This window comes from Streptomyces sp. SUK 48 (genome assembly GCF_009650765.1).
Classification (GTDB): Bacteria; Actinomycetota; Actinomycetes; order Streptomycetales; family Streptomycetaceae; genus Streptomyces.
Genome location: NZ_CP045740.1, coordinates 878,854 through 904,864, shown reverse-complemented (window position 1 = coordinate 904,864; position 26,011 = coordinate 878,854). Strand labels below are relative to the sequence as shown.

Below are 26,011 nucleotides of genomic sequence, written 5' to 3'. Positions count from 1 at the left end.
CGGCGCCGACCGGGTGCTCGCGTTCGTCGCAGCCGCACTGAGCGCGGACAGCGAGGACAACGGCGTACGCCTGGCCTGCCTCCGCACCAGTGTCAGGGGAGACGCCCTCAACCGGCCCTCCCGTTTCTGGGCCCCGGACCGGCCGGATCTGCTGCCGCAGTGGCGGACGAGCGCCGAGCGCTGGCGGAACCGGCGTAGGGTCGGCTACATCAGCGTGGAGTACCACTCACGCTCCCGTGCCGCGGCCATGCTGCCCGGTCAGGACGACTACGCCGCCTTCTCCGCGGAGGACCGCAGACTCTACGCGGAGCTCATCATGCACGGCCTCGCCTTCGCCTGGGCCGACTCCGCGCTGGAGATGCAATTCGTACGCCACAGCGATCCCACCGGGACCCCCTGGCCCACTCCGCTGTCCGCCTTCCTCACCCACGCACCGTGGATCCCGCAGACGGCCGCCCTAAGGGCCACCTCGGAGGGGACCGTGTTCGCTACCGCCGGCAGGGCCTGGTGGTGGCACGGCACGCAGCCCCCGCCCCAGTTCCTCGGCGTGGTGCCGGCTTCCTTGCGCAGCAGGCGGTCCGCCAAGCTCGTGGCACGGCTCGGCCTGCTCGGCATCCGCTCCTGGGACGATCCCGGCACCGCGCTCGACCGGCTCCGCCACCTGCCGGACCTGGTGCAGGCCAACGTCCACCTCAGGGAAGGAAGACTCGCGCACGAGATCGGACGGGAGTACGAAAAGGCGTGGGCGCAGCTGCTGCCGGCGGAGGGCGGGACGCGCACCGCCGACGGCGGGCAGCCTGCGGCGCCCCGCCGGCTGCTGGTGACCCGCGCTGGCGCCCTCGCCTCGCTGGACCCGGCAGAATCGGACGAGACGGTCTTCGTCCCGGATCCTGACGGGGCCCAGAACCGAGCCCTTCTGGACCGGGTCCCCGTGCCCGTGATCCCGGTACGGGACAGGGCACTGGGAGGCCGAGTCCACGTCTTCCTCCAACGGAGGACAACGTTCGACGTCCAGCGGTGCGGCGAGGCCGCGCACGACATCCAGGCCGACGGATTGCCCGTCCGTGACGCACCGCACGTGCCGTTGACGGAGTACGCAGGATCCTGGCTGCTCACCCTGATCGCGGCCCTGGTGGAGTTCGACGAGGAACGAGCGTCCCGTCCGGAGTCCGTAGCCGCGGCAGACGTGGCCGGCCTACTGCATCGCTGCGACGTGACCGTGGCCGACGAGGCCGTCCTCTGGATCGCCGGCCACCGCCTCACCGAGCACGGAGCGGACCGAGCCCTGCTGCACCCGCACCCAGACCGGCCCCGTGTGGTCGTCGTGCACAGCGAGCCGCGTACCGGCTGGCGAGTGCTCCGCACCGCCGCCCCCGCCGTGGCTGCCCTCATCGGCGCACCCTACCTCGCAGATTCGCTATGGAAGGCGCTAACCAAACTGGAGGAACGCGGCCTGAAGACCGACCATGTCCCGGAGGAGGATCTCACGGACGTCCTGGACCTGCGGCCGCACCAACTGCACGCCGTCCTCGCCGAGCGGGCGTCACAGCGTTCCGGCAGCGCCCGGCTAGTCCCCCTCCTCGCCTGCCTCGATCTCGACCTCGCGGAACAACTGCGGCAACGCGCCGACGACTTCTCCGACCGCGCCGCCCTCCTCACCTGGCTCACCGACCGGATCGGCGCACCGAGCGCGGAACAGCTCATGCGTTTGCTGGAGGACGACGACCGGGAACGGCAACTGAGCGCCATATCCGTGCCCCTGGCCGACGCCAACCGCGCATGGCGCTCCCTGGGCCTCCCGGAGATCGACAACAGGGACCGGCATGAACGGCATTTCGCGGCATGGCTTCAGCGGAACCGTCCCGCGCTCGCCGAGCGGATCAGGGACGCTTATAGAGACGTCCACCGGTCTGGACGGTCCCTGGCCGGGTATGTGAAGCTGCGCGACGTCTCCCTACTCGCGCCGGACCCGGCCTGGCACACGACGCAATGGCATCTCTCCGACGAACTCCTCCAAGGCCACGCGGACGCCTGGCTGTTGAAACAGCTTCCAGCACCCTCGTCGACGTCACGCCCGCTGAGGCCGCGGGCCGAGGTACGCGAGGCATCTAGCACAGCGGTGCACAAGCAGGTACCACGGCTGCGGCAACTAATCGAGGAATGGGAGCGCCTCTATCCCGCAAGTCGCCCCACGGTGCTGCCCCCCGCCCAGGACGTCCTGCGGGAACTGGACGACGACGGCCTGCTGGACTTCGAAGTCCTGTCCGTGAAGGCATTGATCGCCTGGCTTAGGGCCCGCGGCCACTGGCCCCAAGACATGCCTCTATCGGACCGGCGCGCAGACCTCGGACTGGCCGCGACACGTCCCCTGGAGCCCGCGGGGAGCACCGGCGGAGCCACGGGCGGGTGCGGACCCGGTGGGTCCGCACCCGGCCCCCATGTAATGCTGAACGGCAGGCTCGTGTCGGCCCGGCCCGACGACCTGGCGGCGCTCGCCCGCGAGGTGGCCGCAGACCTCACGCCTAAGCAGCGGGCCACCTCGGCCACGTCCGCCACGGCGCTCGCGCCCCGCATTCCGCGGCCACGCACCTCCTCGTCGTCCGGTGCAAGGTCGCACAGCGGTTCGTACCAGGTCCCCGCGAGTGACCAAGACCGGACATTGGCTGTGGGCCTTGCGGGAGAGGCGGCGGTGGCCGCGTGGCTGCAAGAGCAGTTCGGGGTCGAACCACAGGACTCATGGAAGTCCGGCCTGCGAGTCCACGGGCTCGCCGGCGCGCAGCCGGGGGACGACCGACTCGGCTACGACTTCCTCATCCACGACGGCGACGCGACCTACCTCTACGAGGTCAAGGCATCCACCGGCGACAGCGGCGAGATCATCCTCGGCGAATCCGAGGTTCGACGCGCTTCTCGCCTGAAGCCGGACGAGACGTACTTTATCGTGTACGTCTCTCACGTCCTCGACCGCGACCGCCGCAACATCACCGTCCTGCCTAACCCATTCGGCGCCCCCGACCTCGCAGGCTACGAACTGGTCAGCACCCAGCTGAGGCTCCGATTCAACCTTGGCTGAATCAACAATTTCGCGCCCGGCTGGCCGTGGGACGACGGACGTGGCCCGCTCCATCCAGGCATGCCCGCCTTCGGTCTACTTTGCCGCCGAGTTCCTCGAACACCTCGCAGTGCAGGGCCTTCCTTCCTGGCCGGCTCGAGCCGCGGATCCTTGGGGTGCGCGTGTGGCCCGGTGACCTTCCCGCACAAGAACAGTGCCTTCAGCCGGCCGGGCGTGCTCTCCCAATCCGGGCCGTCGCTCGCTCTACACACGTTCCGCCAAGGCCGGGACGGCGAGGGTCGGCCACAACCTCTTCGACGGCGACTACCGATGCCTGCGGACCTACGGCGACGTGGTGGACGTCGGCGTGCTGGCCGCGAAGACGGTGGACACGCTGTATGCCGTCCGTCATGTGGTCGGCGGCGGCGCATCTCGTGCGGCGCGTCTGGACCTCACCACGTTGGCGGGCGCCCAGGGACTGCGGAAACGGGCGAAGACAGCGTCCCGGACCGAGGCCCACCGCGGCATCCGCGCCATCCATGACGCGGAGGAGCGCTGGTTCTTCCAGCCCAACCCAAGCACCGAAGCGGACGTGACAGCGTGGCAGGACCATTTCGACTGCTGCGAGGGCCGCTCCGGCATCTTCCTGGACATCTCACTCCTGGAGCGCCCCTGGGGCGAGATGCACGACGACGCATCGTGACCGTGTACGCCGGGGTGTCCCACTACGAGCTCGGTGTTTACCCGTAGCCGCGTGCAGTCGTGGCGTACCAGTGCGGCGAGCCGGGGCCGGCGGATGTCCGCGACCGAGCTGAACGGCGGGCCGGCTGGGCCCGGACGCCGTTCACTGATGCGGCAGGTCAGCGGTGGCGCCAGGTTTGGCGCAGGCGCAGGACTTCGGTGGCCCAGTGGGCGGGAAGGTCAGGTTCGGGTATGCGTTCGAGGTCGAGGCTGAAGCGGACGTGGCGGTAGAGCCAGTGCAACGAGGCGTCCGAGCTCGCGACGAGTGTGGACAGCAGCGGTTCACCGACCGGTGTCTCCCGGTCGACGGCGACCAGGAGTTCACCTTGGTCGTCCGGGTGCAGGTGCGGCAGCCCGCCCGCCATCCGCAGCCGCAGGTCACCCCACGTCAGAAGTGAGCCGCCGCTGCGCGCCGCGTCCTTGAGGACGTCCCGGGCGATGGCGGCCAGCTTGTCGATGGTCTCGATCGGCAGACGGTCCGGGGGAGACGGTGCGGTGGCCTTGGGACCGGGGATGGCCTTGACCGGGTCCGCCGCGCGCGGTGCGGCACGACGCGGCGCGCTCGAGGTGCGGGCCTTGAGCTGGCGCTTCCACCGCTTGACCTGAACCTCTTCGAGCACCGGTAGGCGCCGGTCCAACTGACGGCGCAGCGAGCTGATCTCGTCGAGGAATGCGGCGAGTTGCTCGGTGGCTAGGCAGTTGCCGGCACGGCCGAGTTCGGCGAGGACTTGACGGATACGGCGCAGGATCGGGTCCGTGTTCGGATCCTGTTCCTGGCACCACGCCTTCACCTCACGCATCAACGGCGTGTAGGTGGCCCGGTCTTCGGGCGACAGACGCCGGCCGTAGATGGGTCCGGCCAAGTGGCGCGCGGTCTGGACCGCAGCCAGGTCGCCGACTTCCTGCGCGGCACGGATTTCCTTCACGAGCCAGGCGAACTCCGCTCGGGCTTCTGCGAAAGCGGCAGACTCGGAAGGTGGCGCGCCGCTGGGTGACGGGTGGGTCGCCGACAGGGGGGCTCCGTCGTCTGGAGTCACCGATTCGCCGTTGACCTGGGCTTCCAGGCGGGCGAGCGCCGTGTTGAGGTCGTGCGGCAGGGGGCCGGGGCAGCGTCGTTTGAGAATCTTCGAGTGGGCCAGGGCGCTGCGCAGGGCGAGAGGCGTGGGGGCCGGGTCGGCCGTCGCAAGGTCGGCGAACAAGGTACGCAGCGCAGCGTGGGCGGCTGCTGGTTCACGGCTGTTGATCCAGGTCTGCAGGTCGGTGCGGAGCAGTAGGAGGTTCTGCCGTGGCTCACCGGACAGGCGATCCGTGGCGATCCGTGAGACCTCCTTGCGGATCCGTCTGGCCTCGTTCAGGTCGTCGGCATCACGGGCCTGCTTGAACAGCTGCCTCAGACGGGCGATGTCTGCTGTCGCCTGCGCCTGGAACGAGCGCTGGTCCTTCCCCGGCGAGACGGGGCTCTTCGCGGCGGCGGGCGGGACGGTGGGCGTGCTCCTCTTCGGGTGAGCAGACGCCGGCAGAGGGCGGCCGATGAGGCGGTCGAGGTCATCCAGGAGCCGCTCGCCCTCGCGTTGCCACGCTCGCAGCTCCTGCCTGCGTTGCAGGACAGTCTCGTAGAGCCGTTGGTGCTGTTCGCCGTCCTTGACCGTGGTGGCCAGGCGGGCGGCACGACGGCCGGTGGCGTGGGGCAACGTGGTACGGCCCACGGCCAACTGGGCATTGAGGAGGGTCAGTTGTTCCTGGGCGGCCCGCGCTTCCGCGGGGCGGGGCGCCTCCGCAATGGCAGCCGATGCCGGTAGGGGAGGCGTACGGTGGCCGTACGCCGTATGCGCAGCGCGGATCTGCTCGTCGCTCCACCGGTACAGCGCGGACTCCGAGGCTGGGGCGGGGACTTGGAGCAGGCGCAGCACGGTGGCGAGATAGGACAGAGGACGGCCGGAGGGCGCGCGGACCAGGACGCACAACAGCGACCGGTTCCGATCTCGCGGCTTGTCGACCTCCACGAGAAGGTCCCGGCGCTTGGGATCGGGCAGGTGCGCGAGATCCAGGCCGACCCGCTCGGCCAGCTGTTTCCACGTGGTGGTGGCCCCCTCCCGCGCCACGTCTTCGAGAGCCCGCCGCAACAGTGTGGCGGTGCGGCTGCTCTGGGACTGCACCGGAATGGTGGGGGCCGGGGCGGGCCGCGTGGCGGGCATCGGTGCGGGCAGGGGCTCGTCCAGGGCGACGGGGGGACGCCACAGGCCGGTACGTTCCGCGTCCAGGCCCTTGAGCTGGATGAGGCTGTCCGCGCGCACGGCCCAGCGGGTGTTCTCACCCGGCCGGTCGGCTTCGGTGACCAGCAGGCGCACCGCGCCCGCCAGCCGGTACACGTACTGCTCGGTGGGGTGGGGTGTGTCGTGGGGCAAGGAGAGCTGGGCCTTGAGGATCCGGTGCCCGGCCGGTTTGATGAAGCCGGATATCAGATACCGGCCGCCCTCCACGAGGGGCGAGTCGGTGTCCGGCCGGGCCTCGCCGTCGATCGCGAAGACGATCTCGGCGCCGCGCAGCGGCAGGCTGCCGGCCACGGCGTCGTGGCGCGCGGCTCCCTCGCGGATCAGCCCGCGGTTACGCAGTTCGTCGAGGTCGGGGGTGATGAGGCCGTCGCCGTTCATCCGGCACTGCTCGAGCGGAGACCAGGCGACGGGGCGGTTCTCGGTGACGGTGCCGATCAGAACCCGGCGGCTGTTGCCGTCGGTTTCGCACCGCACCCGCAGGGCATAGCCGTAGCGGGCCGTCATATCCCGGGTGATGGCGCTCTCCAGCCCGAAGACCCACTCGATATGCCCTTCCTTGGCGGCCAGGCTGTCCGCCGTTCCACGCCAGCTGCGGTAGTCGCTGGGCCGCAGCTCGAAGCGCAGGCGTTGATTCGTGGCACGCAGCACGAAGTCCACGGCATCCCCGGGGCCGTGCCCGAGGCTGCACAACTCGGCCTGCGCCGCGTGCCCCTGGCCCGCCAGCCACTGCGTCACGTGCGCCTTGACGAACAGGTGATCGGCGCTGTCGACGCCGTTGGCCGTGCGATGACAAGCCGCCCGGCTTCCGTCGCGGTCCGGGAAATGGGAGAAGTGACAGACCTTCGTTTCGTAGCGCTTGGTCATCAGCCGCTCGCCGCAGCCACCGAGCAGCGTCCCGCACCAGAAGTCGTCCTTGCCGAACTGGCGGCGGAACTCATCCAGATTGTGCGGCTCCTCGGGCAGGATGACCGGCTGGTCCGAATCCCGGCCTCCCATGACCGCCGTCTGGACGAGACGGAAGTCGATCTGCGCCACCAGCAGTTCCTCCGAAATCAGTCAGCACCCATCCACCCAAGGAGGCACACACCCGGCGCGGATACCGCGCCCCGGAGCACCCCTGGTGCCTGCGCAGCCACACACGTTTCGCGGGTACAGCGGCATCTTGGGCCACCCGATGAGATTATCTGTCGCGTCGGACGATGCGTCAGGTGTGGTGTGCAGTTCATCGAGCCGAAGCCGGGGACCTGGTCATGCCTTCGGCGCGGTCAGCGTGCGCACGGCCGGAACGAACCGCACGAGGATTCCGTGAGCCCCCGGAGCGCCAGGCCACGAGCAGCTTGGTGGCGGAGTAGCCGGGGATCCATACACTTAGCTCTCCAGGCGGAAAGTCCACCGAATCCAGACATCTGCCCTTCCGCTGTGGCAGATGCTTTGGAGCGGGCATGGCGTCGGGGATGACAGCGGTGCGTGCGGCTCGCTGCTGGGCACGGCTCTCGTGCACCCTGAGCCTGAGTACATTGACAGAGTCAACGCGTAGGCTTCGCTCGCCGGCTGCACCGTGCCTCGGGTGCATCGTTGCCTGCCATATCCAGCTAGACCATCCCTGAAACGAGAGACCATGGAGCAGCACGATGAACCGGTCACGCTCAGCCTTGCAGGGATGGCGCGGCTTGCCGGAGTCGGTCGTGCCGCCGTGAGTAACTGGAGGCGGCGGCACAGCGACTTCCCCAAGCCGGTCGGCGGCACTGACGCCAGCCCCATGTTCTCCCTGGCGGATGCGGAATCCTGGCTTCTACGACACGGCAAGATCGACGAGTCCTCCAGTGGCTGGGACCGTCTCTGGCCGCGGATCGAGGACCTCGGTGACCGGGGCGGGATGGCTCATCTACTGGCCTCGGCGGGGGAGCGCCTGGCGATCCCGGCGATGAACCCGCCGCGCGGAGCCCCGGAACCCAGCGCTGCCGACCGGAAGCTGGCGGACGAGGTCGTGCGGCTGGCCCTTCGTCAGTCGTCGAAGGAAGCCTTCGCCGTGCTGCTGGATCGATGGCACGCCGTCCACGTACGTCAGTTGATCGTCACTCCCCGCCAACTGGCCGACACCATGGTGGCTCTGGCGGCCGAACTCCGCGACGACAGTGCGCCGGTGCGTCGGGTGCTGGACCCTGCGTGCGGAATGGGTTCGCTCCTGGCTGCGTCCGGTCGGCGATGGTCGGGGCAGGTACCTCCGCCTGCGCTGGCAGGTGTCGACAACGATGCTGCTGTGGCTCGCCTGACCCGAGCCAGACTGGCTCTGGAGTTCCCGGGCTGCGAGCGACACGTGCAGTCTGGGGACACACTGCTTGATGCCCCCCTGCGGCACGCTTCTCGCGCAGACGTGGTTCTGAGCTATCCACCGTCCAACGAGCGTTCCTGGGGGCACGACGAACTGGCGACCGATCCTCGCTGGACGTATGGCACGCCACCACGGACCGAGCCTGAGCTGGCGTGGGTGCAGCACTGTCTGTCCGTGCTGGAACCTGGGGGAGTAGCAGTGCTGGTCCTACCACCGGGTGTCGCTTCGCGCCGGGCCGGACGGCGAATTCGGGCGGGGTTGGTACGCACCGGAGCCGTGCGAGCCGTAGTCGCGCTGCCGCCCGGGAGCGCGCCGCCGCATGGGGTGGGATTGCATCTGTGGCTGCTGGCGATGCCCCGTGAACACTCCGCGGATGAGGTGACCTTCGTCGACGCTGCGGACTGCCGGACGACAGCGATCACCGGTCGCGGCATGGCCGTCGACTGGGACGGTCTCCGTGAGCGCACCGTGGCGGCCCTGCGTGGCAGTGACCTACGTGGCGTCACACGGGTGCCGACCGCGGAACTGCTTGGCGACGGGACCGACCTGACGCCCTCTCGCCGTACCGTGACCGAGCGGTCCGTGGGGCCGGTGGAACTGCGCCGCGCCTGGACTGGCTGGGACAGGGCCCTGATGGATATGGACGATGCGGCCAAGGCAGTACGCGAACACGAGGCGAGTGCCGCAGCGCCGGACGACTTCGGCTACATCTTCGTGGGTGATCTGGAGCGTTCCGGTGCTCTCGAGGTGATGCCCGGCAAGGTTCTCGCTGACGATCTGATCCAGCAGGGAGAGCAGGCCGAGGATGCTCTGCCCGTCATCACCCCATGGGCCGTACGGGGTGAGGAGCCATGGGTTGCCGCGGCGCAGGCCGCCGAGTTGGAGGCTGAGGGACAGGGGGTTCTGACGTCCTTCGGCGATGTCGTGGTCGTGACCGCGGTCGGCGGATTCGACGTCTGGGTCGAGACGGCCGGACCGCGACTGCTCGGTGCCCACACCGTCCGGCTGCGTACCGACCCTGCGCTGCTCGACCCGTTCTTCCTTGCCGCGTGTCTGAACGCGCCAGGCAACGACCAGCGGGCAGGGACGCGTGCCTCCTCTTCCTCTCGCGTCGACGTGCGCCGACTCCGCGTCCTGCGCGCGCCGGCGACGCAGCAGCGGCGGATCGGGGAGGTCCACCGCCGACTCGTCCGGTTCCGGGAGGCGGTGGCCGACCTGGGCAGGCACGGTGATGCGCTCTCAGCGATGTTGTCGGGGCTGCTGGCCCAGGGCAGGCTGACGGAGGAGTGAGGGGCCAGGCCCAGGCAGAGTCAGGGCCCCGGTTTCCGCGGGGTTCCTCAAGCTGGCCCTGGCAGGCGATCCAGCAGCTTGCGGATTGCCTCGGGCAGCGCCGGGGACACTTCACCTTGCCTCGCGTCCAGAACAAGTTCCTTCACTTCGACTCCTACTTCTCGGCAGAATTCCACGGTATGGCGGGATGGTCCTGGCCCGGGCCAGGACGCGAGTTCATCGGCCAGCTCCAGCCAAGTGTCGGCCACCGCCTGGACCGGGCTCCTTTCCGCGGTCATCACCTGGACCGCGACGAGCCGTGCCCGTGCTCGCAGTTCAGCGGTATCCGTGCCGGCCGACGCGTCCGCGAGCCGCCTGGCGACATCCCGGCAGATGCGGCCCGCGGAGGCAGTCTCTCCGCGCAGCATCTGAGCACGGGCCACGACGAGGCGCGCGCTTTGCACTTCGCGGACCGCCCCAGGGAGGCACTGCTCGGCGCGCAGCAGCATGGCGGTCAACTCGTCGACGGCCTTGTCCGGTTCGCCGCGTTCGATTTCGATCTCGGCCTCGGCGCACAGATTTCGGAGCGCGGACCGGGTGGGACCGCCGACGGGTCGGCGATGCACCCGAGGGCGACGCGGACCCGTCGGCGGTGCTTCCGAGAGCGGGGCCGCAGCGGTCTCCGGGGTGCGATGGGGCAGGGTCGGGTCCGGGTCGAGGGCGGGGCGTGGAGAGGAGTCGCCCGGCGAGGGCAGCAGGGGCCGCCAGATCTCGAGTGCCAGTTCCAGAGGCGGCCGATCGGCGGGCGACTTGGCGAGCATACGGTCCGTGATGTCCACGATCTCGGACGGCAGGCCGGGGACGTCGTCGCTGAGCAGCGGCGGCCGCTCCTCGCAGTGCAGGCGGGCCAAGTCGTAGTCGGAGTGGCCAGCCTCGAAGACCAGCCGTCCAGTTACCATCTGGAACGCGATGCAGGCGACACTGTAGAGGTCGGCCTCCGGGCCCGGGTTCCGTTCGCCGTGGTGAATCTCCGGGGCCATGTAGCCGATCGTGCCGGGCGTCCGTCCGTTGGTGTACCGGGTGGCCGCCGGATCTTTCGGCAGGGCGATGCCGAAGTCGGTGAGGTATACGACGCCGTCGCGTCGGGCCAGCAGGATGTTGGCTGGCTTGACGTCCCGGTGTACCACGCCCGCGCCGTGCACCCGACCGAGCACTTCCAGCAGCGGGACGATCACACACGCCGCAGCCGACAGGGTGGGTCGGTTCCGGGTGAGAAAAGCATGCAGGTCATCGCCGTCGACGTACTCTGTGACGAGGTACGGGCGCGGCGGGGAGAGATCGGCGTGGACGAAGGCTGGCACGCCCCGGCCACCGAAGCGTTGGTGCATTTCGCACTCGCGGTCGAAACGCCGTAGCTCTTGTGGGGTGGGAGTCCGGTACCCGCGCAGGGTGGCCTCCGGATCTCGAGGCCACAGGAACTTCACCGCGACCGCCCGCTCGGCATGCCTCTCGTCGGTCGCCCGATAGACGACCCCCATGCCACCCCATGCGCCTTCGCCGGCGCGGCTGAATCTGCCCGCGAGCTTCTTCCCCGCCGGCCATGGCTCCACCACACACACTCCCTGCCTCTCCTGGCGAACCGTCAGACAGCAAGCTACAGGAGATTCTTGCGTGCCTTGACTTTGTTCACAGAGCTCTGTCACGGTGATGCCCTCACCGTCGAGACTGCAAGGAGTCGGCACCGTGCAGCCCTGGGACAACCCTCCCGGTACGGTCGGCGTCGGGCGCCTGGCCCGCATCCCGGTCCGTCATCTGCGCGACGAGGAGCCCGGTTGTCCGATGAACCGTGCTCTCAGTGTCCGCCGCGACGTGTTCTCTGCGGAACGGGTTTCGTCCAAGACTCCACGCGAGGAGTTCCCGTTCGCGCTCGTGCAGGAACTGCTCGATCAACTGGAGTCCGGCGCGGCGCAGAGCATCGAGGAGGCCATGGAGCGGTGTCGCCGGACGCGCTCCCGGTGCCTGCCGCAGCACGTGACCTGGTCGGCGGCGGCCGCGGAACGTTACCTCGACGCCCGCCGCAGGGACCAGGAAAGCCGCGACGGCGCCGACCTTCCGCGCACGTTCCGCGCCCCGGACGCATGGATCGCGTTCCGCACGCTTGAGGAGCCTGACGAGCGCGGCATCACCGACTACGAGCGCACTGTCTGGGGGAGGCAGTACGTCTCGGACGACGCGAGGCTGCGTGAACTCGTGATTCCCGCCAAAGGAGATGCCAAGGAGCGCCTCCCGCTGCCCGAACTCGCCGCTATCGCCTCTGTCCTGTATTACGGGACTCCGGCCCGCATCCCTTCCTTCGAGCATCACTCCCCAGCCCTCAGGCACCCGGCGCCGCCGCCGCGGCCAGAACGCGTCCGGGTCTACTCCGCCGGCCTCACCGAAGGCCGGGTCCGTCTTCTGCGCACAACGGAGACTGACGTCTTCGCGGACTGGACCGCTGAAGAGATCATGGACTTGCACGAGCAGCATGTCGTGCCCCGGCTCGGCCGTGTCCTCGACGGCCGCGATCGCCTCGCCGGTGCCCACTGCGCGGGTTGCAAGGTGTTACCCGAGTGCTCAACCGTGCCGCGGGCGCCCGCTCTCCTTGTGCTCCCACCTCCCACGCGGCCTCGCAAGCGGCGCACGGTATCGGTGAGCGACCTGAGAGCACACCGCGACTGTCCCGCCCGCTACCACCTGACCCGCGTACTCAAGCTGCCGGCCTCCGTTCAGGAAAACGAGGCCGTCCGCAGAGGCCGGGCCGTCGACGGCTGGCTCAACGCCCGGCACGCCTCGGCGGACGCCTCGCCGTGCCGCGAGGTGCCTCTGCCCGCACACCTGCCCGGCCTCACGGACGACGAGCTGGCCCCCGCCCTCGGCATGCTCCGGGCTCACCGGGCCAGGTGCCCGCTCGACAATCCGGCGGCGACGCGGTTCCGCCCGCAGCATCGAGTGATGGCCCACGACCCGCAGTCCGACGTCATAGTCATCGCCTCGTGCGATCTGGTCTACGAGGAACGCGGCGGCGTGGTCGTTCGCGAGACCAAGACCAGCGCATTTCCACCGGGCGGTCGGTCCGTCCTGCTGGAGAAGCATCCGCAGCTCGCCCTCTCGGTACTGCTTATGGCGGCCGGCGTGCTCGGCGGCGATTCGCGACGGTCCCGCGTGGAACTGGAGATCCTGCGCCCGGACGGGGTGTCCCTTGAGGAGTTCGATCCGGGCGATGAGGCCACGGTCGAGCACGCCCGTACCGTCCTTGCCTCGTACACCGTCCCTTGGTCCGCCGAGACCCGCTACGACGCGGTGCCCCGGCCCGGTTACGACTGCGCGGGCTGCGAGGCACTGTCCTGGTGTGCCACTGGTAAAGAGCGCGTGGCTGCCGCAGGTTGAGGGAAGTTCCCGTTGTCTCCGTCATGTTGCTCGTCGCACCACCTGGAGTGGAAGCCATGCCTGCGAGTCCCCTTGCCACCTTCGATTCGTCCGCCGAAACGCTCGATGCCTGGGCTGCCCATGACGGTGTGCCGCTGCTGGCTACGGTGGCCCGGGCCCTGTGCGTCCTGGACCACACCACTGGGTTGGATGCCTTCTGTCTTCCGTACCCTCCCGTCGTCCAACTCGCCCTGGACCGGGCGGTTGTTGCCTGGCTGCGCGGCGGACTCCGGCCACCCGCCTCACTTGCCGAACTCGTCCAGCGGTGTGCCGACATCCCGTTGGAGGACTGGCCGCTGTCGCTGCCGTCGGATGCTGTCGGCCCGGACGACGTTCTACTCGACCCGTACTCGCATCGCCCCACTCAGTTGTGCCATGAGTGGAGCGAATGGGAACGTTCGGCGTCCGACCCGGCTGTGCGGCATCGCGATCAGCAGGTGATGCGGACCGCTCTGGACCGCTGCCGCAGCCACGGAGAGGAGGACACATACACCGAGTTCCGTAGCCTTTTGGTGCGGCGGCCGGTGCTTACCGCCCAGGAACTCTTCGCCTTGCACGGCGACTTCACGCTGGAGCCGGTCTGGGAGCTCATCGACCTGATCTACCCGGAGGTCCCTCTTTCCTGGAGCCGGGATGGTTGTTACGCGGTGTGCGGTCGCTGCGGAACATTGCTGACGCCGCTTGCGGGCGGAGAGTGGTGGTGTGAGCGGGATCGCTGCCGACGGCAGGGAGACCCGCCGGTCGGCCGTCTGATCGAGGCGGCTCACGCCGGCACTTTGTACCAGCTGGAGCGCCCGCTGCGCCGACACGTCACCGGGCCGGGACTGGCTGAGGTGGAATTGGAGGACCGGCTCACCGGTCTGGGCCTCGACGTCACCATGTGGCCGGGTTTCGACTCCTACGACCTGCTGGTGGTCTTCCCCGACGGCCACCGCTGGGCCGTCGACGTCAAAGACTGGGCGCACCCGGCCTTCCTCGGCCGAGCCGCCCGCCCCGTGCGGCCCGAGCCTCCGTACGACGAGGAGTTCTGGGTGGTGCCTGTCTACCGGGTACGCGAGCGCCCCGGCTATCAGCAGGCGTTTCAGCGAGCTCGGCCCGCAGCGGCTGCTGCCGTACGCCTGCTCACCGACGACGAATTGATCCGGGCTGCCCGGCAGCGGCTGGCCGAGTCGCGCCGTGGCACCCGCGCCGAGAGCCAGGAGGGCACAGATGCGTGATGAGAAAGCCTGGTGCGAGGCTGTAGCGGGGGAGTTGAGGGACGAATGGCCCGAGGCCGGAGCCCCGGACGGGTTTGGCCCCGTCGAGTTGTGCCGCGTCGAGCTGGGGCTGCGGCTGCTCGAACGGCTTGCCCCTACGGCGGATGCCGTGGATGCCTATGCGCTGTTCGGCGGTTACCCGTTCGCGCAACACGCCGGGCTGGCGCAACATCCGTGGCAGTGCACGGCCCTCGCCGCCGCCCGGCACCTCCTGTGGCCGCTGCGGCGGCGCGCCTGGCGGCAGGCGCTGGACGCCTACCGGTCGGTCGCCAACAGGCTGCGAGCTTACGAGCTGCCGCCAGTCGGAACCACCGGCGGTCCCCGACCCGTGGTGCCGATGGTGGCCGGGCGACGGATGGACATCTACGACCAGGCCCTCAGCCGGCTGCCGGACCTGGTCACCCGTGCCCTCAAACCGGCCCCGGCAGGGACGAGTTCCTTCCAGGAACGCCGCCGCAACGCCTCGGTTACCATTCCCGAGGAACTCGTCCGCGCCAACCCACCCGGCCACGACCTTGCCGCAGGACGGCCCGGGGCGGCGAGCCCCTCAGCGTGTGCCGCGCCGAACTGCGCGCAACGGCCCGGTGGATGGACGAGGCCGAGCGCGAGGCGGAGGTCCCGCATCCCGGTCACTGGGAACAGCGGCTGGAGGGGGTCAGGTTCGCGCCCCGGAATGCCGCGGGAACGGACTACACCGAGGCCGACGAGGTCGAACTGGCCGGCATGGTGCACCTAGTCGGCATGGTCGGTGCCGGCAAGAGCACGTTCATGATTCTGGTGGCCGTGTGGGCCGCCCGGCGCGAGATCCCGCTGCGCACCACGCTCGTCGTCGGAGACGTCGCCGAACAGCTACGGCTGTGCAGTCTCTTCGAGGCACTCGACATCGCCGTCGCGCCGGTGCTCGGCACCACGACACGCGAGCAACACGTCCAGCGGCTGCACCGGCGGCTCTCCGCCCGAGGATTCGATAACCTCCTCGACCACGACGACCCCGGCTTCGACCTGCTGAGCACCGCCTGCGCAGTGAGCGGTCTGCGCGGCGTCGACGGCGATCCGCTGCAATACCGCGACGCACCATGCACCCGGCTGCATCCCGAGCCACAGCGCGGCCCAGCGGAACCGGAATCGGTCGTCCTGGAGCAGTGGACTCCCGACCGGAGGAACACCGCACCCCGCCAGGCCCACGCCCCTGACCGCCTGCCCGGTCGCCCGCACGGTTGCCCTCTGTGGGCCGAATGCCCGCGCCACGCGGCTGCCCGCGCGCAGGTCGACGCTCTGATCTGGGTGGCCAACCCGGCCAGCCTGGTACAAAGCCAGGTGCCCGCGCAACTCAACGACGAGCGGCTGCGCCAGCTGGAACTGGCCTGTCTGCGCAGCGACCTGATTTTCGTGGACGAGGCAGACAGCGTCCAGATGGCACTGGACCGCCTCTTCACCCCCTCCGGCACGCTGGTTCGCCCCGACACCGACTCCTGGCTCGACCAGCTGAACCGTTACAAGATCGAGGAGCTGAGCAGGCGCGCCCGCCTGCCGCTGACCGACGGCCAGGTCGCCCAGTGGAACCGGGCACTGGGAACCGTCACCCTTGCCGTCGATCCGCTCTGCGCTCTGCTGATCAAGGACGAGAACCTCCGGGAGTGGGCTGATCCCGCCTACTTCAGCCCGTGGACCCTCCAGCAGAGTCTGCTCGACGACCTGTTCCGCGATGTGACCCGGCGCCACCGCGAAGGCGAGCAGTACCAGGTGGAACGGGAGGCGTCCGCCGCGGCCGACATGGCTGAGGACAGCGCTGACCTCTACGAGGGCTATGACGATGTGGCGCACGAGCCGGGCCCCTCCCCGCACCTCGCGCTCTCCCCGGCCCGCCGCCTGCTCGAGGCAGCCTGGGATGCCTTCCGCGACGATCCGTTCGGAGAAGGCGACGCCGCCGACCCGCTCACCGGCGTCTTCACCGACACGGCCGACGCCCTCCTGCACCACATGGCAGCAGGCCGCACGAGGGAACGGGTGCGTGAGCTGGCCGGTCAGCTCGTCGACCGGGTGACGGAGGAAGTACGAGCCGAACAGCCTGCATTCACCACGCCCCCGCCCGAGCCGACGAAGGACTGGTGGGACGTCCTATGCCTGCGGCTCTCCTTCCTCCTGCTGCTCAGCACCCTCCACCACAGGCTGGAGCGACTCACCTTCCTATGGCCGCACGTGGAGGCCGCCCTGCGACTGGACTCTCAGGGCAGGGAGCTGGCCCGGCGCGTCCCGCTGGACTACGCCCCGCTGGTTCCCGAGGCGCCCATGGGCAACATCCTCGGCTACCAGTACCTCCCGGACGGCGAGGAACGCGACGACGCCGGCCGCCGCGGCGGCACCCTGCGCTTCTTCCGGTGTGCCGGAGTCGGGCGCGAGCTGCTGCTGAACCTGAACAGCCTCGGCGCCGATCCGGCCACCGGTCGTGGCGGCCCGCACGTCGTGTTGATGTCCGGTACCAGCTGGGCCGGCGAGTCCAGCCGCTCCCACGTCCGCGTCCCGGTGAGCCTCGTCCTCAAGCCCACCGACGTGTCCCTGGCTGCCGTGGCCCGAACCTCGTTCGCCACCCGTTTCCTCTACGACCGGGACGAACGCCCAATGAGCCTCTCCGGCACACCGCCGCGCGACCGGCTCGCCCAGGCGGTCGCGATGGCCCGGCGGCTCGGCGAACCGGGCCCGGGCGGCTCTTCGGTGCTGGGTCAGGAGATCAGCCGTATCCCTGAGACGACGCGGCGGAGAGCGCTGATCCTCGTGGGCAGTTACCGGGAAGCCGCTGCGGTGGCCGAGGCACTCCACCGGTTCGACGCCTGGCGCGGCAAGGTGAGCGCGCTGATCCCGGACGACGAGGCCCACGGCAGCGGCGTACCAGCCGGCACCGCCCCCGGGCAGCAGGACGAGACTCCGACGACACTACGGCGTGGCGACGTCGCCCGCTTCGCCGACGATGACACCGCAGAAGTCCTGGTCGCTCCGCTGCTGGCCGTCGAGCGTGGCCACAACATCCTCAACGAGGAAGGCAAAGCGGCCTTCGGCACGGCTTTGTTCCTGGTCCGCCCTCACCCCCGCCCCGACGACCTCGACCTGTCCGTCTTCGCGGTCAACGACTGGCTGAGCGGCATGCTCCGCGACCAGCCGCGCCGCGACACCCTCGATGGCCCGCACACGCTCACCGAACTCATGGAGAAAGCGGGATCGCTGGACGAAGCGGCCGGAGCCCTGCGCCAACAGGGCCGCCGCGAATGGCGTCGGCTGCTCAACCGCAGGTACGCCTACAGTTCACTGCCCGCCTGGGAGAAGCGCGCCTTCGCCTGGGACCAACTCGTCACGCTCTGGCAGGTCATCGGCCGCCTGGTGCGCGGCGGAGTGCCCGCCCGGGTGGTGTTCGTCGATGCCGCCTTCTCGCCTCGCCTGGCGAGACAGCTCGCACCCGGCAGCACTGGCCAACCGTCCTCCGGGACTGATGTGCCCAGCACCGACGGCCTGCTCCACGCCCTCGCCGGCATCCTCGACCCATACCTGACGGACCGGCCCGACACCGCCCCGCCCCGCCCCGATCCGGCAGCTCGCTCTCTGGTCCGTCTCCTGTACCAGCCGTTCTACAACGCCCTCCGCACAATGACCCATCGCTGACTTCCCGACTCTGCTCGCGAGGAGCCGTCCCATGCCACCCGTCTATCGCTCCGCCCGCACCACGGCCTGGCGCCCGGCCGACGCCTTGGCCTCTCACACCGTGCCCTATCGCGTCCTGCCCTTCCCCGAGCAGTGGCGGGACGCCGTCCTGACTCTGTGCAACGCGTCCCGGGTGGCAGCGGGCAAGGAGCCGTGGAAGACAGCACCCACCTGGCGCCTGGAACAGGTCCTGCAGGCTTTCGCACCCGACGTCCTCGCGCTGCCACGCCCCTTCCACGACCGTGACCCGGGCGCGCCAGCCCACTGGCTGTGTGCGCCCGCCGACCTCCCCGACCCGCTCCCCGGCCCCGTCCTGGACACCGTGCTCAAGCACTGGCTGCGTGACTTGCGGCCCGAGCCCGAGTACCGCGGCCTGCTGAAGGAGACGATCGCAGAACTGGCCGCCCATCCGCCGCGCTGGGAGACCGTCCACCATGAACTTTTGCCGCGTGACGTCCCGACCAATGGCGGCACCGCACGTCCGTCACCGCACCAGTACAGCCTCAGCCCCGACTGGCTGGCCCGGCGGATCCTCGCGCTAGGCCCGTACCCGTACGACGGTGGGCAGCTCATCTTCCGGGCCATGCCACGTGGACCACGTGACCAGGGTGCCCAACTCGTCTCCGAACCGATCCGGTTCCCCGGGCCGGACGAGAAGCAGGACTCCTGGTGGTCGGTGACGCTGTCGATCACGCTCCAGACCGTGCCGTTCGACCCGCTGCCGCGCTTCAACCTCCGCTGGTCGGTTCGTCGCTGGGCCACTCGTACCAACGCCAAGACGGGTCGGTTGCGCCTCCCGTGGGGTGCGAGCACCACCGTCCTGCTGCGTCCGCGCAGGCCGTTCCTGCCGGGCACGCCCCGCAGCGAGCGGTTCGCCGTCGCCGCTCTGGAGCGCTACTGGGACAAGGAGCTGGGCGAGAAGGGCGACTTCGCCGACCGGTGGCGCGCGGGCGGCCCCGCAGCGATGCTCGCCGGACTGCCCCTGGGCGAGCCCTTCCCTGACGCCGACGCGATCCTGACCGACCCCGCGTCCTGGCTGCGCGACGATGCCCGAGCCGGCATTCTGTACCGCACCGCTATGGGTCGGCACGACGTAGGCCCCGGCTTCATGGCACACCAGCTCTCACAGCTCACAGCCTGGGCGGAAGGCGCCCTCACGTCCGAACTGCGCCGCGCCCCGGACCTCTCGCTGATCGATCGGGGCACGCCCGCGAACATCCCCAAGGGCGACAAGGAGACGGTCGAAGCGGAACGGTGTGCTCAGCGCCGGATGGCGACGGCCTACGCGCTGGACGCTCTCGACGGCGTAGCGCGCCAGGGCGGCGCTCCCGTGCTTGATGCACGGCTGCTGTGGCAGTCACCGCGGCTGCGCGACGCCGCTTTGGCCTCCCTCGGCGAGCTTCTGGGCCTCAAGGGCGACGGCGGGTCCTTCACCGCACAGCAGTACGACGACGCCACGGCCGGCGCACCGGTCGTGCACGAGTGGTCCGCTCCGGAGCTGACCGTGCGGGTCCGCTGCATGCGCCCACTCGTCGCGCTCAGTGACCGTACCGCCGACAGCCTCCTTGCCCCGCTCGACCTGCCCACCGGCACCCATATCAAGGACGTTCAGGTGACCGCCGCGACAGTGGCCCGCCGCGACAGCGCCGCACAGTGGCTGGCCGCGGAACGCACCACCGCCGCGCCAGCCCTCGCTCTTGTAGAGATCGGCCGCGTCGCATCATATCCAAGCAGACTGCACGACCCGAAGTTCGCCATGCGACTCGGCTGTGCCAAGGCAGGCTTCGTCACACAGTTCACCACGGTGCCCGAAGCAGGCGACGAGAACGGCAAGGGCGCGGAAACAGCGTCCAGCCTGCGGCACCGCACGCTAAGTGCCTGGAACGACGGCCTGCGGCAGCTCGGCGCGCGCACCCTCCCCCGGCTCGCCGAGGACGACGGACTGCCCTACGGACTGCGGCATGCCGCACTGTGGATGGTCCGTAAGAATCGTACGACCCGGAATCGCTGGGCCGCGTACCTCCCGGTCGGCGTCATGATCACCCCCGATCCGGCCGGCACCGACGCGGCCCGTGTCGAAGGCTGGGACCCCGAGGCACGCTCCGGCGCAGGCGCCTGGGTCCCTTACCCCGAACTCCTGCTGAGGCTGACCACAAAAGCTGAGGTCAAGCCTGTTCTGCCCAGCCAGCGCGGCTCACAGGACGACGAGGCCGACGCCTCTGAGGTGCAGACGGAAAGTGGAACTGAGCGCCCGAAACGCTACCAAGAACGCGAACGGCAGCGCCGTGAGGCCGCCGAGTGGCTTCAGGGTCTGCGTGCCTCCCTGCGCACCGCACCAACCGTCCTGTTCGCCGAGGCCCACAACGCCCGCTCGCACTGGACCTGGCTCCAGGACGGCCGGATCGAACGGGATCGCCTGCAGGACGGCCTCGCCCCGGCTCGTCGCCTCGACCCCGATCTGCGGATGGTCCGGGTCCGCGCAGGCGCCCGGAACGAGACTCCGCAGTGGTGGGGGAGAGCCCCGGAGGGCAAGGCGAACGGCATCCAGCAGGGCTTGTGGGTGCCAGAGGATGCCGCTGAAGACGCCCGCGTGTTCTTCAGCACGACGGCCAAGCCCGTGCAGTTCAAGCACGCGGCGGTGACCGCCGACAAGCTCTCGCCCCGGCCGATCGCTCAGGGCAAGCGCAAGGGTGAACCCACCATCGACACCGGCCAGGCGGGCTGGATGCCGGGGCTACTGGAGATCGCCGTCGTCGGTTGCCATCGGGACGACGGCGACGACCCGAGCTCCCTCGCACTTCTCACCCATATTCTGCGCCAGCCCCCGGACTACGATCAGGCCCTTGCCCTGCCCCTGCCACTTCACCTGGCCGGCCTGGCACAGGAGTACGTACTGCCGACACCGAAGGACGACGAGGCGGAAACGGGAGACACAGGGGCCGCGGTCCAATCCGGCGCTTCAGACGATGTGGATGATGCGCAGGACGCATCGCCGGTGGAACAGCCTGTGCCGAACTTGGAGTTGGGGGCACTCGACGTCGACACTGAAGGGCAGCTGCAACTGTTCGAAATGTAGCTCTGGCCGTATTCGGTGGTGACGGTGGGTAGCCATCGCTGATCATGACCGTTCAGTCGCTGTGCCATACGGCCGGTGGCCGCCGCGCCCAGGGCCGCGGCCACGCTCATGCAGTATCCGCCCTCACAGACCAGATTTTGCTGGGTAGGGTGATCCGTGTTGCCGCGGGGCTCGGCACCGAGTCAGGAGCGGGGGCGGGGACGGGTGTCGATACCCGCACTGCAGGCCATGGAGCGCGCCCGGGCCGCCGGAGGCCGCCTTGTGGACTTCACTCAGCGGGAGAGCCGCGGCATCGGACAGGTGTGCCCGTGGGACTTGGTGGTAACCATCGGGCAGGAGCCCGAGGACCTTGATGCGGCAGCCTGGATCATCGCCGACGAGATCATGCGGGCCCGCACCGACCTGGACGATCTCGCATACCGGCTCTGGCGCGACAGCGCCCTGGCCGGCACCCCGCTGACCGGCCCCGATCGCGCCCACGTCCTGCTCTACGCCGGCCCGGTATTCGAGGCCAACGACACCACCGGCATTACCGGCTACGTAGGCGAGTGGCTCTGGTATCTCTCCATCCGCGACCTTCCCCCCGAGCCGGGGCGCAGCGTGGAGATCCTGGACCCGCCCTCATCGACGGTGACGGACAGCGGGCCGGACGGGCTGGTGATCCACCGAGTACCCGGCAGCGAGCTGGGGTTCGTCTTCCGGTTGTGGGAGATGAAGAAATTCACCGCGGAAAAGACGAAACCGAGCGACACGATCCGCAAGGCATGGCAGCAGTTGAACACTTGGGGGGCGCGGTACCTGGGTCAGATCTCGTGGGGAGGCCGGGAGCTGGCCCCCGATACCCGGGAGTTCGTTGCCTCAATAGCTCGGCAATGGGTGGACGCGAAGGCGTCGGGGAACGGCGGGGTCAGCATCGCTCTCGACGCCGAATACATCCCGGACACGGCTTTCGAGCGCTCGCACCAGCACTTCACCACCCACACCCACCCGGGCGCGCTGCAGGGCGTAGTGGTGGCGATCGAGGATCTTGAAGACTTCGCGAAGGACGTGAGGAGGTACGTGTGGAGCGCACTCTAGACCTGGAGGTACTCGCGTCCGCGCTCGGCGAGCACCGGGCAGGCGGGGTGCTGCCCAGCGCACGGGACCTGCTGGCGGCGATGACCGAGCTAGAGGTCGCGGCCTTCCGCGGTGAGCGGGAGATCGAGGACGAGACCCTCGCCACGGCGTGGTACCTGCACGGGCTCGCGGCGCTCGCCCCGGAGACTCCTGGCTACGAAGCGGTGCAGGTGCGGCGAGCCTTCGCCACAAGCGCGCACCTGATGGACCTCGCCCTGGGCGACGAACGCAGACCCGAGGCTGAGCGGCTCCAGATCGCCTTCGCCGCCCAAGCCGGATACCGGCGCAGCGAGCAGGACCCGAACGCCACCGCCGTCTACCGGCAGGTCCACGCTCTCGTTGACATCACCGGTGAACTGCGCGGGCACATCGGCACCCTGGCAGTAGAGGCCGGCGTCATCTTTCTCGGCTTCGACCGACCGGAGCTGGGCCGGGCGCTGCGTGCGTGGGGGCGGCAGCTGCGTGGGGTGAGGGCAATGATGCGCCGCGAGTCCCTGGCGGGGACCATGTACGGGCCCGCAGAGGCCGTTGTGGAGGCCGTCTTCCACCTGTACCAGTTCCTGGCAGTGGGCGAGGAACGGGATCTGTTGGCGGCGCAGCGGCTGCTGCGGGACGTGATGACGCAGGCGGCCGGCCGGGGCGACCGGCTCGCGCGGTGGGTTGCCGCGCATCTGTACCAGCTGAGCGGGGAGATGGCGGCCAGCAGCCTGTACCAACTGCTCCCCCCGGGCACTCCCCGGGCAGTGTCGCGGAGCTTCGCACTGTCGGAGCCGCCAGTGATGACGCTCTGGCCGCCGCAGCGCCAGCTCCTGATGCTCAAGCGCGGCAATCCGCTCGACCCCGCGACGTCTCGAAGCCTGATCAGTGTACCGACCAGCGCGGGCAAGACGCTGATGGCGCAGCTGGTGATCTGCTCGCACCTGGCGCAGCGCCCCGGGCGCGTGGTGTACGTGTCGCCGATGCGCAGCCTGGGGCGGGAGATGCGCGGGACACTGCGGGGCCGGCTGCGGGTGCTCGGGCGGCGCCTGGCTGCAGAGCAACCGGATTTTCCGCTGGGTACCTGGACCTCCTCGGCCCAGCCGGACGGTGGGGACGTGGAGATCGTCACCCCGGAGCGGCTCATGCACATGATCCGCAACCACCCTGGCGAAGCACTGGCGGAGGTCGGGCTGGTCGTCGTCGACGAGGCCCACCACCTGGGCCAGGGGCGGCGCGGCTTCGTGCTGGAGAGCCTGCTCACGCTGCTGCAGGCTCGCAGGGACATCCGACTCGTGCTGCTGTCCGCGGCGGTCGGCAATAAGGGCGACATCGCCTCGTGGCTCGACCCGGAGCGCCCCGAACGGGAGGTCTACTTCACGGACACCTGGCGGGGCCCGCGCCGGATGCACGGGCTCATGTATCCGAACCTCATGGCGGAGCAGGCCGAGTTGACGGAGCGGCGACCGACGGCAAAGCATGCCTCGCCGGTGCTCGCCACCGTGCCTGTCGAGACCCTCCTCGATGTCCGGCCGACCGCCTCGTCCGCCATCGCCCGACTGACTACCGGAGAGGTGGGCACGCGGCGCTTCGCCGGCTCCGCAGGCCGGTGGAACGCGCGGACCCGTCTGCCAGGCGGGATCGCCGACTACCAAGTCTTCGCCGCTGGCGCCGCGGAACTCACTGCGGTCGGCAGCGTGCTGATGGTCGTCGGCACCCGGCGGGCAGCCCGTGACGCGGCACTCGCCATCGCCGAGTGCCTGCCCGAGCGGCCCGAAGCCGAGGCTCTGACCGACTACCTCGCCGACACGCTTGGCACGGAACACCCGCTAGTGCGCTGCACCCGGCACGGCGTCGCCTACCACCACGGCGCCCTACCCGAGGATGTCCTGCACGCCGTCGAGGGCGCGCTGCGTCGCAACGAGCTCCTGGCGATCGCCAGCACCAGCACCCTCACCGACGGCGTCAACCTGCCCGTGCGCACCGTCATCATCCACCACAAGGTCGACGGCGACCCGCTCACCTACGACGGCCAGCGCACCCTGTCCCCCGCCGAGCTCCTCAACGCCATCGGCCGCGCCGGGCGGGCCGGTCGGGAGAGCGAGGGGTGGATCTTCCTGACCCGCCCCTACCCGCCCCGCCCCGACGAGTTCGACTCCCTCAACCCCGACCCGGAGCAGTTGCGCGTCGTTTCCGCACTGCTGACCGACGAGGCCCTGACCGCACTCGCTGACGCCGAGGACACCCTGCGACAGGACGCTGACGGAGTCTTCGCGCTGGCGGATGGTATCGCCGCAGACTTCGCCTCTTTCGTCTGGCTCGTCCTGCAGCTCCACGCTTCCTCACCGACGCCGCAGGGCAATCCCATCGACGCCCTGGACGCACTGTTTGCCCTGTCCCAGAGAGGCAACGGGCGGCAAACCAGCCGGTGGCTCACCCTCGCGGACAAGGTTGCCACCGTGTTCGAGACCACCGACCCGGCCCAGGCCGGCCGGTGGGCCGCCACCGGCACCAGCCTGGGGTCGGCCCGCTATCTCGACTGGCTCGCGAACCAGTTGGCCGTGCTGCTCGACCGGCACACGGTGGACGACGCCATCGGAGGCAACCAGCTCGCCGAACCGGAGGAATGGTCGCTGCAACGCACCCTCGACTTCCTCACCGAGCACCACATCTTCGACCGTCTACTCGCCCACGTCCCGGAGGTCACCAAGACCTGGAGCTTCAAGGACAAGGAGACACGGGGCACACAGATGAACGTCCCGATCGCCCCCGCGCTCCGCGAGTGGATCTCCGGCACCATGATCCCCGACCTCGCCCGTTCCTGGCAGCCCGGCGTCGCTGCCGGGTGGGCGCTCGAACAGGCGGTACGCAACATCAGCACCGCCTTCGGGCACTCCCTGAGCTGGACCGTCGGCGCCCTCATCATCCTGGTCAACACCAGCCCCGTGCTCTCTCCCGGCACACCCAGGCTCAACATGCACACCGCCTGGCACATCCGCCACGGCGTCGACACTGAGCAGGCCCTGACCCTGCTCACCTCCGGCATCACCTCCCGACACATCGCCCACCTCCTCGGCCGCGACGCCGCCCGCCTGGGGCACCGGTCGGCCGGCCTGCGGCAGTGGACCGCCCAGCACCACATCGACGGCTGGACACGGCAGTACGAGGCGAACGACTACGAGGTCCAGGACCTCCTCGACTACGTCCGAACCCCCTCCGACCCGATCAACCAGCTCCTCGACAACCGCGCCGCCACCACCCCGCTAACTCGGCTGGCAGCAGGGACACCCGACGGCCCGGTCAGCGTCGCACGGCCTAGCGAGCGCCACCCGACCATCCGCGTCGGCCGCGACCGTCGCCGGGTGGCGACCGTGCCCGCCGACCGCCACCTTGATGTCCTCGCGATGCTCGACAGCGGCCTCGACCTCAACCACCGCCTCCACAACGGTCAGCTCATCACCACCCGGCGCGCCCGGTAGCGCTTGGCTCTGTCGCAGGGAACCAAACGCGGGGACTGCGGTTCAAGAGGGGGGCGATGACCCGCAGAGTCACCGAGTTGCCGCCGCCCGTGGAGGCGTTGACACGGAAGTAACATGTGTCGACGGTTCGGCGCTGCGTGCGGCACGCTGCTCGGCGGCTGCGGGAAACCGCTGCGTCCCAAACGGTATGTGACGAGGGTCTGTCACTTCGCCCACGAAGCCGACCCCGGTCGCGGGGAGTGCCACCGGACCAGCCACAGCGCGGACGGCGCCGACCACCTGTTCG

The 26,011-nt window shown here is 69.7% G+C and carries 11 protein-coding genes and 1 pseudogene; 10 read left to right on the top strand and 2 right to left on the bottom strand.

What is annotated here, in order from left to right:
- Positions 1-13 precede the first annotated feature (13 nt).
- Together GHR20_RS03935 and GHR20_RS03930 are read left to right on the top strand one after the other, a co-directional pair.
- The gene (locus GHR20_RS03935; RefSeq protein ID WP_153812236.1) at positions 14-3,073 is read left to right on the top strand and encodes a DUF3883 domain-containing protein; all 3,060 of its coding nucleotides are present in this window, start codon (positions 14-16) and stop codon (positions 3,071-3,073) included.
- A gap of 334 nt (positions 3,074-3,407) precedes the next feature.
- Positions 3,408-3,755 (top strand): hypothetical protein, encoded by a 348-nt coding sequence (locus GHR20_RS03930; protein WP_153812235.1) that lies wholly within the window; start codon positions 3,408-3,410, stop codon positions 3,753-3,755.
- Between the two features lie 157 nt (positions 3,756-3,912).
- Here GHR20_RS03930 and GHR20_RS03925 read toward each other — a convergent pair whose 3' ends face one another.
- Positions 3,913-7,101: a hypothetical protein gene (locus GHR20_RS03925; RefSeq protein ID WP_153812234.1), complete on the bottom strand. Its 3,189-nt coding sequence runs from the start codon at positions 7,099-7,101 to the stop codon at positions 3,913-3,915.
- 583 nt (positions 7,102-7,684) lie between these two features.
- On the opposite strand from GHR20_RS03925, the gene GHR20_RS03920 reads away from it, so the two are divergent.
- On the top strand, positions 7,685-9,688 hold the full coding sequence (locus GHR20_RS03920) for an N-6 DNA methylase (RefSeq protein WP_153812233.1): 2,004 nt from the start codon (positions 7,685-7,687) through the stop codon (positions 9,686-9,688).
- Between the two features lie 47 nt (positions 9,689-9,735).
- Here the strand turns inward: GHR20_RS03920 and GHR20_RS03915 are convergent, their stop codons facing one another.
- Positions 9,736-11,205 carry a serine/threonine-protein kinase gene (locus GHR20_RS03915; RefSeq protein WP_194858799.1) on the bottom strand — a complete coding sequence of 490 codons (1,470 nt, stop codon included), beginning with the start codon at positions 11,203-11,205 and terminating at the stop codon, positions 9,736-9,738.
- 205 nt (positions 11,206-11,410) lie between these two features.
- Between GHR20_RS03915 and GHR20_RS03910 the strand changes: the two genes are divergently transcribed.
- From GHR20_RS03910 to GHR20_RS03885, 7 genes and pseudogenes are all read left to right on the top strand, one after another.
- Complete coding sequence (locus GHR20_RS03910) at positions 11,411-13,093, top strand: PD-(D/E)XK nuclease family protein (protein ID WP_194858798.1); 1,683 nt, start codon at positions 11,411-11,413, stop codon at positions 13,091-13,093.
- A 23-nt stretch (positions 13,094-13,116) separates the two neighbouring features.
- The gene (locus GHR20_RS03905) at positions 13,117-14,349 is read left to right on the top strand and encodes a hypothetical protein (protein WP_153812230.1); all 1,233 of its coding nucleotides are present in this window, start codon (positions 13,117-13,119) and stop codon (positions 14,347-14,349) included.
- Positions 14,342-14,845, top strand: a pseudogene (locus GHR20_RS37285) (hypothetical protein); the annotation flags it as partial. The gene GHR20_RS03905 and the pseudogene GHR20_RS37285, both read left to right, overlap by 8 nt.
- Before the next feature lie 131 nt (positions 14,846-14,976).
- A complete protein-coding gene (locus GHR20_RS03900; RefSeq protein WP_243877921.1) occupies positions 14,977-18,039 on the top strand; it encodes a hypothetical protein in 3,063 nt (1,020 codons plus the stop codon).
- A 31-nt stretch (positions 18,040-18,070) separates the two neighbouring features.
- Positions 18,071-21,154, top strand: a complete 3,084-nt coding sequence (locus GHR20_RS03895) for a DUF3962 domain-containing protein (RefSeq protein ID WP_153812229.1) — start codon at positions 18,071-18,073, stop codon at positions 21,152-21,154.
- A gap of 228 nt (positions 21,155-21,382) precedes the next feature.
- Positions 21,383-22,231 carry a hypothetical protein gene (locus tag GHR20_RS03890; protein ID WP_243877920.1) on the top strand — a complete coding sequence of 283 codons (849 nt, stop codon included), beginning with the start codon at positions 21,383-21,385 and terminating at the stop codon, positions 22,229-22,231.
- Complete coding sequence (locus tag GHR20_RS03885) at positions 22,216-25,725, top strand: DEAD/DEAH box helicase (protein WP_153812227.1); 3,510 nt, start codon at positions 22,216-22,218, stop codon at positions 25,723-25,725. Before GHR20_RS03890 ends, GHR20_RS03885 begins: the two co-directional genes overlap by 16 nt.
- Positions 25,726-26,011 lie beyond the last annotated feature (286 nt).